Origin of the sequence: Streptomyces sp. RP5T (assembly GCF_003933965.1) — a bacterium.
Taxonomy (GTDB): domain Bacteria; phylum Actinomycetota; class Actinomycetes; order Streptomycetales; family Streptomycetaceae; genus Streptomyces.
On record NZ_RSAJ01000374.1, the window covers coordinates 1 to 8,258 of the forward strand.

Genomic DNA, 8,258 nt, shown 5'->3' on the forward strand with positions numbered 1-8,258 from the left:
GTGTGCGGTACGCCGTACATCGTGTGCGGCGGCGGTGGGGGGACCGACGAGAGGGGGCGGCACCTGTGAAGGTGCCGCCCCCTCCCGTGGGCGTAGGGCCGGGACGCGTGCCTACGCGGCGGGCGCCGTCCCCTCCTGCTCCGCCTCGATGCGGGCGTTCCAGTCCCGCTTCGAGGCCTGCCAGCCGTCCTCGTTGTGGCCGAGGCGCCAGTAGCCGGAGATCGACAGGTCCTCGCGCGGGACCGCGCGCTCGACCCTCAGCAGATGGCGCAGCTGCTTCACGAAGTGCGCCTCGCCGTGCACGAACGCGCACAGCCGGCCCTCCGGGAACTCCAGCGCGCGAACGGCCTCCACCAGGGCCTCCCCGACCGGGCGGGAGCCGCGGTGCAGCCAGACGACCTCCACGTCGGAGTCGATCTTCTGCTCCTCCTCGGGCCCGGACACCTCGATGAAGGCGTGCGCCCGGGCGCCGTCGGGCAGGGACTCCAGGGAGCGGGCGATGGCGGGCAGCGCGCTCTCGTCCCCGGCGAGCAGATGCCAGTCGGCGTCGAGGGCCGGGGCGTAGGCGCCGCCCGGGCCCATGAAGCGCACGGTCTCGCCGGGCCGCACCCGCACCGCCCAGGGGCCGGCCAGGCCCTCGTCGCCGTGGATCACGAAGTCGAGGCTGAGCTCGCGGTGCTCGGGATCCCAGTGCCGCACCGTGTACGTGCGGGTCACGGGCCACTGCTCGCGCGGGAACTCCTCGCGGATCCGCTGCATGTCGAAGGGCTCGGGGTAGGTCACGCCCTCGGCGGGGAAGAGGATCTTGACGTAGTGGTCGGTGCAGGTGTCCGCCGCGAACTCGGCGAGTCCGTCGCCGCCGAGCACCACGCGCTGCATGTGCGGGGTGAGGCGTTCGGTGCGGATCACTTGCGCGGAGTGGGCCTTCCGCGGCTTGCGTCCCGGTCCTTCTGCCATGGCGGCCTCCCAGTTCCCTCTGCTTAGGCTTACCTAAGTTAGCATCGGCCCCCCTGGCAACGGCAGGCCACTCGGGGAAAGCGAGGGCAATATTTACGCGCCGAGCGTCGTCACCAGTCGCTGCAATGATCCACCCAGCCCCCATCGCTCCGCCAGCTTCTCCAGCACCGCCGGATCGCGCGGCGCGCGCGGAACCGCGGTCTCCACGTTCGGCAGCGGGACGTCACCGGCCACCCGCACGACCTTCGGCGCCACGGCGACGTAGGGCCGCGACTCGTCCAGCCGCTTGCGCTGCGACGGCGTGAGCTTCGCCTTCGGGTCGTCGACCGCGGCCATGATCCCCGCCAGGTCCCCGAACTCGGCGAGCAGCTTGGCCGCCGTCTTCTCGCCGATCCCGGGCACGCCCGGCAGGCCGTCGCTCGGGTCGCCGCGCAGCAGCGCCAGATCCGCGTACCCACGGCCGTCGACGCCGTACTTCTCGCGCAGCCACGCCTCGTCGGTCAGCTGGAGCGTGCCGACGCCCTTGAGCGGATACAGCACCCGCACCTGACGCCTGTCGTCCACCAGCTGGTACAGGTCGCGGTCGCCGGTGACGATGTCTACCGGGCCCGTCGCCCGCGCGGTGAACGTGCCGATCACGTCGTCCGCCTCGTAGCCGGCGACCCCCACGCGCGCGATGCCCAGCGCGTCCAGGACGGCCTCGATGACCGGCACCTGCGGCGACAGGGTGTCCGGCACCTCCTCCTCGTCCGGACCGCTCTCGTGCTCCTCGGCGACGCGGTGCGCCTTGTAGGAGGGGATGAGGTCGACCCGCCACTGGGGCCGCCAGTCCGCGTCCATGCAGGCCACGAGCAGGTCGGGGTGGTGGTCCCTGACCAGGCGGTCGATGAATTCGAGGAGACCGCGCACGGCGTTCACCGGCGTGCCGTCCGGGGCCTTCACCGACTCCGGTACGCCGAAGTAGGCACGGAAGTAGAGCGAGGCGGTGTCGAGGAGCATCAGTCGTCCGGTCACGCCTCGCATCATGCCGTACGGCACCGACAACGGCCGTCGACCTCGGACCCGTGCGGCGGTGTGCGCCGCCCCGTGCGGCCGTGTGCGCCGACCCGTGCGGCGGTGTGAGCGTCCTGTGATCGGGGACACGGATGTGTTTGGCCCAAACGCTCTTGGGCAGGCGCCGCCTCGGAGCGAGGCAGGTTGCACCTTCAACTGTTCGCGGCCCTTCGTCTCCCGTCCAGTGGTCAAGAGGCAAGAGGTACGCGTGTCATCACGGCTTGAGGCAGAGCAGCTGTACAAGGTCTTCGGCAGACGGCCCCGCGAGGCGGTCGAGAGACTGCGCGAGGGCGCCGACCGGGAGGGACTGCGCGCCGAGGGCACCACGGCGGCGGTGATCGACGCGTCCTTCACCGTGGACCCCGGCCAGATCTTCGTCGTCATGGGCCTGTCCGGCTCCGGCAAGTCCACCCTGCTGCGCATGCTCAACGGCCTCCTGGAGCCGACCGCGGGCCATGTCCGCTTCGACGGCCAGGACCTCACCGCCCTCACCGACCGCGAGCTGCGCGCCGTACGCGCCCAGAAGATCAGCATGGTCTTCCAGCACTTCGCGCTCTTCCCGCACCGCAGCGTCCTGGAGAACGCCGCCTACGGCCTCGCCGTCCAGGGCGTCCCCAAGGCCGAGCGCGTCGAGCGGGCCACCGAGGCCCTGGAGCTGTGCGGCCTGGGCGGCTGGGAGAAGTCCTGGCCCGACGAACTCTCCGGCGGCATGCAGCAGCGCGTGGGCCTGGCCCGCGCGCTCGCGACCGACGCCGACCTGCTCCTCATGGACGAGTCCTTCAGCGCGCTCGACCCGCTGATCCGCCGGGACATGCAGGACCAGCTCCTGCAGCTCCAGAAGTCCCTGAAGAAGACCATCGTGTTCATCACCCACGACCTCAACGAGGCCATGCGGCTCGGTGACCGGATCGCCGTGATGCGCGACGGCCGGATCGTCCAGACCGGCAGCGCCGAGGACATCCTCGTGCGGCCCGCCGACGACTACGTCGCCTCCTTCACCAAGGACGTCGACCGTTCCCGGGTCCTGACCGCCTCCGCCGTCATGGACACGGACGTGAGCGGCGCCGAGGCCGACTGCGGCTGCGAGTCCGACTGCGAGACCGCGACACCCGACACGCCGTTCACCGAACTGTGCGTGCTGAGCGCCCGGTCGAGCCACCCGGTGGCCGTCCTCGACGCCCGGCGCAAGCTCGTCGGCGTGGTCCCGCAGGAGCGCCTGATCGCCTTCCTCGGCGACGCGGAGGCCCCCCGGGCGGAGGCCGCCCATGCCTAGGATCCCGCTCGGCGACTGGGTCAACGACACCGTCGACTGGCTGCTCGACCACGTGGCCTGGCTCTTCGACTTCTTCAAGACCGTCTTCACCGGCACCTACGACGGTATCGACGCCGTCCTCCAGGCGCCCCATCCGCTGCTGCTCGCGGGCATCTTCGCGGTGATCGCGTTCTGGCTGCGCGGCACCCTGGCCGGCGTCCTCACCTTCGCGGGATTCGCCTTCATCGACTCCCTCGACCTGTGGGAGGACGCGATGACGACCCTCTCGCTGGTCCTCGTCGCCACGATCATCGCGCTGGTGATAGCCGTACCCGTGGGCATCTGGGCGGCCCGCTCGAACCGGGTCAGCGGCCTGGTGCGCCCCGTGCTGGACTTCATGCAGACGCTGCCCGCGATGATCTACCTCATCCCGGCGATCCTGTTCTTCGGCACCGGCGCCTCCGCCGGCATCGTGGCCACCCTGATCTTCGCGCTCGCCCCCGGCGTCCGGATGACCGAGCTCGGCATCCGCCAGGTCGACAAGGAACTCGTCGAGGCGGCCGAGGCGTTCGGCACCACCCCGCGCGACACCCTCCTGAGGGTCCAGCTGCCCCTGGCCCTGCCCACCGTGATGGCCGGTGTCAACCAGGTCATCATGCTCGGCCTGTCCATGGCCGCGATCGCCGGCATGGTCGGCACCGGCGGCCTCGGCGGCGACGTCAACGAGGCCATCGGCCAGCTCAACGTGGGCCTCGGGTCCGAGGCCGGCGTCGCCATCGTGATCCTCGCGATCTACCTGGACCGCATGACCGGCGCCCTCGGCACCCAGGTCTCCCCGCTGGGCCGCCGCGCCGCCGCCAAGGCCCGCGCGTCCCAGGGCGGGCTGAAGATCTGGTCCTACCGCCCCCGCCCCCAGATCGCCGTGATCGGCGTCGTCGTGCTCGCCCTCGTTGCGGGCGGCATGGGTGTCTTCGGCGGCGGCTCCGACGAGGCCACGGCCGTCGCCGGCAGCAAGGACGTCGGCCAGGGCAAGAAGATCAGCATCGGCTACGTCCCCTGGGACGACGGGGTCGCCTCCACGTTCCTCTGGAAGGAGATCCTGGAGGAACGCGGCTACCGGGTCGACGCCAAGCAGTTCGACGCGGGCCCCCTCTACACCTCCGTCGCCTCCGGCAACGCCGACTTCATGACCGGCGCCTGGCTGCCCACGACCCACGAGCAGTACTGGAAGAAGTACGGCAGCAAGCTCGACGACCTCGGCGCCTGGTACGACAAGACGTCCCTGGAGCTGACCGTCCCGTCGTATATGAAGGACGTCGACTCCCTGGCCGACCTCAAGGGCAAGGGCGCGCGGTTCGGCGGCAGGATCACCGGCATCGAGTCCAGCGCCGGTGAGACGGCCCTGCTCAAGAGCAAGGTCCTGAAGGCGTACGGCCTCGACAAGGAGTACGAGGTCGTCGACAGCTCCACGCCCGCGATGCTGGCCGAACTGAAGCGGGCGTACGCCCAGAAGGCCCCCATCGTCGTCCCGCTCTGGTCGCCGCACTGGGCGTACAACGACTACGACCTGAAGAAGCTCAAGGACCCCAAGGGCGCCTTCGGCTCGGGCGACGGCATCCACACGGTGGCCCGCAAGGGCTTCGCCGAGGAGAACCCGGTCGTCGGGCAGTGGCTGAAGAACTTCGAGCTGGACGAGAAGCAGCTCACCAGCCTGGAGGCCGAGATCAACAAGGCCGGCAAGGGCAGGCAGCAGGACGCCGTCCGCACCTGGCTGAAGCGGCACCCCGGCCTGGTCGACAAGCTGGCCCCCGTCCAGAAGGCCGCGGCGGAGACGAAGCGCCCGGTGAACGTGGCCTGGTTCCCCTGGGACGAGGACATCGCCGTCACGTATCTGTGGAAGAACGTCCTGGAGAAGCGCGGCTACCAGCTGAACCTCAAGCAGATGGACGTCGGCCCGGTCTACACCGGACTCGCCTCCGGCGACCTGGACCTCAACTTCGACGCCTGGCTGCCGTACGCCCAGAAGAACTACTGGGACCAGAGCAAGGACAGCCTCGCCGACCTCGGCACCTGGTACCAGCCGACGTCGCTGGAGGTCGCCGTGCCGTCGTACGTGAAGGGGGTGAAGTCCTACGAGGACCTCAAGGGCAAGGCGGACCTCTTCGACGGGAAGATCATCGGTATCGAACCGGGCACCGGCGAGATGAACCTCCTCAAGAACAAGGTCCTGCCGGGCTACGGCCTCGACAAGGAGTACGAGGTCGTCGACGGCTCCACGCCCGCGATGCTGGCCGAGCTCAAGCGCGCCTACGCCAGGAAGCAGCCCGTCGCCGTCGTCCTGTGGTCCCCGCACTGGGCGTACAGCCAGTACGACCTGACCAAACTGAAGGACGACAAGAAGCTCTTCGGCGAGGGCAACACGATCCGCACCATCGCCCACGAGGACTTCCCCGAGCAGTACCCCCGGCTCACCCGCTGGATCAAGGGATTCCATATGAGCGAGGACGAGCTCGGTACCCTGGAGAGCGAGATCAACAAGTACGGCCAGGGTCACGAGGAGCAGGCGGTCGCCGCCTGGCTGGAGAAGCACCCGGAGATGGTCGGGCGGATGACACCGTCATAACCGCTCCGGGAGCACGGTAAGGATCCGGCCAACCACATAGAGCTACGCCATCGCCCGAACTCGGATGCCGACGAGGGGACTTGGGCGGCCCGTGACAGACGGGTGACCGAAATCCGGCCCCCTGGCTGTTCCCAGGGGGCCGTTCGGCTGGCGCGAATCGTGAGGTACGGTCGCACGCCGTATGACCTCTGTGTGACGGCCGCGTGAAACGGTTTGCCGAACATGCGTAGGGTGCAGACAACTCATCAGGGGACGGGTCACAGGACCGACGAGCGGAGGAGGGAGCCGGAGCCATGGGCGACCACAAAGAACAGCCCCTTCGGGTCGGCGCGGCCGTGCGCCGCCGGCGCCGCGCCCTGGAGCTCACCCTCGCCGTCGTCGCCGAGCGCAGCGGCCTCTCGGTCCCCTTCCTGAGCCAGATCGAGAACGAACGCGCCCGCCCCAGCCAGAGCTCCCTGGAGAAGGTCGCCGACGCCCTGCGCACCACGGCCGTCGAACTCCTCGCCGCCGCCGACCCCGCGTGCAGCGTCGACGTCGTGCACGCCGAGAGCGCGGAGCCGGACTTCGGGCCCCGGATGCGCTCCCTGGTGCGCGGTCACCACCAGATGCACGCCCAGGAATTCACCGGCGACCATGACGCGGGCCGTGAACTGCAGTACCGCAACGACCAGTTGCTGTACGTCGCCGACGGCGCGGTGGACGTCGAGGCCGAGGGGCGCGCGTACCGGCTGGGCCGCGGAGACACCCTGTACCTCACCGGCGGGGTGCGCCACCGCTGGCGGGCCACCGTGGCCGACACCCGCGTGGTCGTCGTCGCCGTGGCCGAACACATCGAGGCGGTCCAGGACCGGCCCCGGCCGTGAGGGTCGTCTCCCTGGTCCCCTCGCTGACCGAGGCGATCGCCCGCTCGGCACCCGGCGCCCTCGTCGGCGCCACCGACTGGTGCACCCACCCGGCCGGCCTGGACGTCCCCCGGATCGGCGGCACCAAGAACCCGAAGGTCGACCGGATCATCGCCCTCGCCCCCGACCTGGTGATCGCCAACGAGGAGGAGAACCGCGCGCCGGATCTCGAAGCCCTGCGTGCGGCGGGCCTGGAGGTCCTGGTCACCGAGGTGCGTGAGGTCCCGCAGGCATTCCGGGAGCTGGCCCGGGTCGTCGAGGCGTGCGGTGCCGTACGGCCGCGCTGGCTGGACGAGGCCGAGCAGGCCTGGTCGGCGCTCCCTGCGCGCGAGCCCCGCGTGAGGGCGGTCGTGCCCATCTGGCGCAGGCCGTGGATGGTGCTGGGCCGGGACACCTTCGCGGGCGACGTGCTCTCCCGCCTCGGCGTGGACCATCTGTACACCGCCCACGAGGACCGCTATCCGAAGGTCCCCCTGGAGGAGCTGCGGGCGGCGGCCCCGGACCTGGTCGTCCTGCCCGACGAGCCGTACCGCTTCACCCCCGACGACGGCCCGGAGGCCTTCCCCGGCCTGCCCTGCGCCCTGGTCAGCGGACGGCACCTGACGTGGTACGGGCCGTCGCTGGCCGAAGCGCCACGGGCACTGGGCGAGGCCCTGCGAGCAGCGCTCCGCTGACGAGCCCGCGCGCGGTGTGCACGGCGGCGGTGGTCCAGGCGGCGACGAGGGCGACGTACAGCCCCGTGGCGAGCCAGTCGTAGACGACGAGCCCGGTGTGCCGGGCCAGCGCCTCGGCGCCCGTGACGCAGGTGCCGACCGGGAAGGTGAACGCCCACCAGGTCATCGTGAACCGCATCCCGTCCCGGTGGGCACGCACCACATGCGCGGTCGCCAGCCCCAGCCACAGCAGCGCGAACCCCGTCACGGGCACCCCGTACAGGACCGCGAGGACGCCGAAGCCCCCGCTGTAGGGGGCCGGGACGACACCGGGGGCGACGTCCGCGAACTTGCCGACCGCGGTGGTGGACTGGCCGAGCGGGCCGAGCACCAGGAAGAGGGTCGGGGTGAGGGCGAGGGGAAGCGGGCCGCCGGTGACGATCCGGGTGAAGACCAGCGGCAGCATCAGCAGGGTGGCGAGAAGGCTGAGCCCGAACAGCGCGAAGCAGCCGAGCAGCAGGGTCTCGCGCGGCTGACCCGCGGGGAGATACGGCACGAGGAGCGGCCCGAGGGCGGCGGAGACCATGGGCGCGACGAGGGGCAGCAGCCACACGGGCGTGGCCTGCCGCGGCTCGGCCTTCTGCCGTACGGCCATGAGGTACGGCACGACAGCGGCGGCCGCGAGTCCCACGGCCGTGCCGGCGGTGAACAGCACGGCGTCGAGGGCGACCGCGGCCGTCGTGCCGATCCAGTACCTGCCGACGGTGAGGGCGCCGCCGCCCACCGCCAGCAGGGCCATGGCGAGGCAGCCGTAGAAG

The 8,258-nt window shown here is 70.9% G+C and carries 7 protein-coding genes; 4 read left to right on the top strand and 3 right to left on the bottom strand.

What is annotated here, in order from left to right; all coding sequences use genetic code 11:
- Window positions 1-111 precede the first annotated feature (111 nt).
- The gene (locus tag EHS43_RS30220; protein ID WP_125193891.1) at window positions 112-957 is read right to left on the bottom strand and encodes a siderophore-interacting protein; all 846 of its coding nucleotides are present in this window, start codon (window positions 955-957) and stop codon (window positions 112-114) included.
- Window positions 958-1,050: 93 nt separating this feature from the next.
- Window positions 1,051-1,980, bottom strand: coding sequence for a 5'-3' exonuclease (locus tag EHS43_RS30225; RefSeq protein WP_260470780.1), 930 nt, complete (start codon window positions 1,978-1,980; stop codon window positions 1,051-1,053).
- 238 nt (window positions 1,981-2,218) lie between these two features.
- On the opposite strand from EHS43_RS30225, the gene EHS43_RS30230 reads away from it, so the two are divergent.
- The 4 genes from EHS43_RS30230 to EHS43_RS30245 all read left to right on the top strand — a co-directional run bounded on the left by EHS43_RS30230 (window position 2,219) and on the right by EHS43_RS30245 (window position 7,461).
- Entirely contained in the window at window positions 2,219-3,283 is a 1,065-nt protein-coding gene (locus EHS43_RS30230) for a glycine betaine/L-proline ABC transporter ATP-binding protein (RefSeq protein WP_125193892.1), read from the top strand.
- On the top strand, window positions 3,276-5,885 hold the full coding sequence (locus EHS43_RS30235) for an ABC transporter permease/substrate binding protein (RefSeq protein WP_125193893.1): 2,610 nt from the start codon (window positions 3,276-3,278) through the stop codon (window positions 5,883-5,885). Before EHS43_RS30230 ends, EHS43_RS30235 begins: the two co-directional genes overlap by 8 nt.
- Before the next feature lie 293 nt (window positions 5,886-6,178).
- On the top strand, window positions 6,179-6,748 hold the full coding sequence (locus tag EHS43_RS30240; RefSeq protein WP_125193894.1) for a helix-turn-helix domain-containing protein: 570 nt from the start codon (window positions 6,179-6,181) through the stop codon (window positions 6,746-6,748).
- Window positions 6,745-7,461, top strand: coding sequence for a helical backbone metal receptor (locus tag EHS43_RS30245; RefSeq protein ID WP_125193895.1), 717 nt, complete (start codon window positions 6,745-6,747; stop codon window positions 7,459-7,461). Before EHS43_RS30240 ends, EHS43_RS30245 begins: the two co-directional genes overlap by 4 nt.
- Here the strand turns inward: EHS43_RS30245 and EHS43_RS30250 are convergent.
- A partial coding sequence (locus EHS43_RS30250; RefSeq protein ID WP_125193896.1) for a C4-dicarboxylate ABC transporter occupies window positions 7,373-8,258 on the bottom strand: 886 nt, incomplete at its 5' end. The two genes, EHS43_RS30245 and EHS43_RS30250, sit on opposite strands and share 89 nt — an antisense overlap.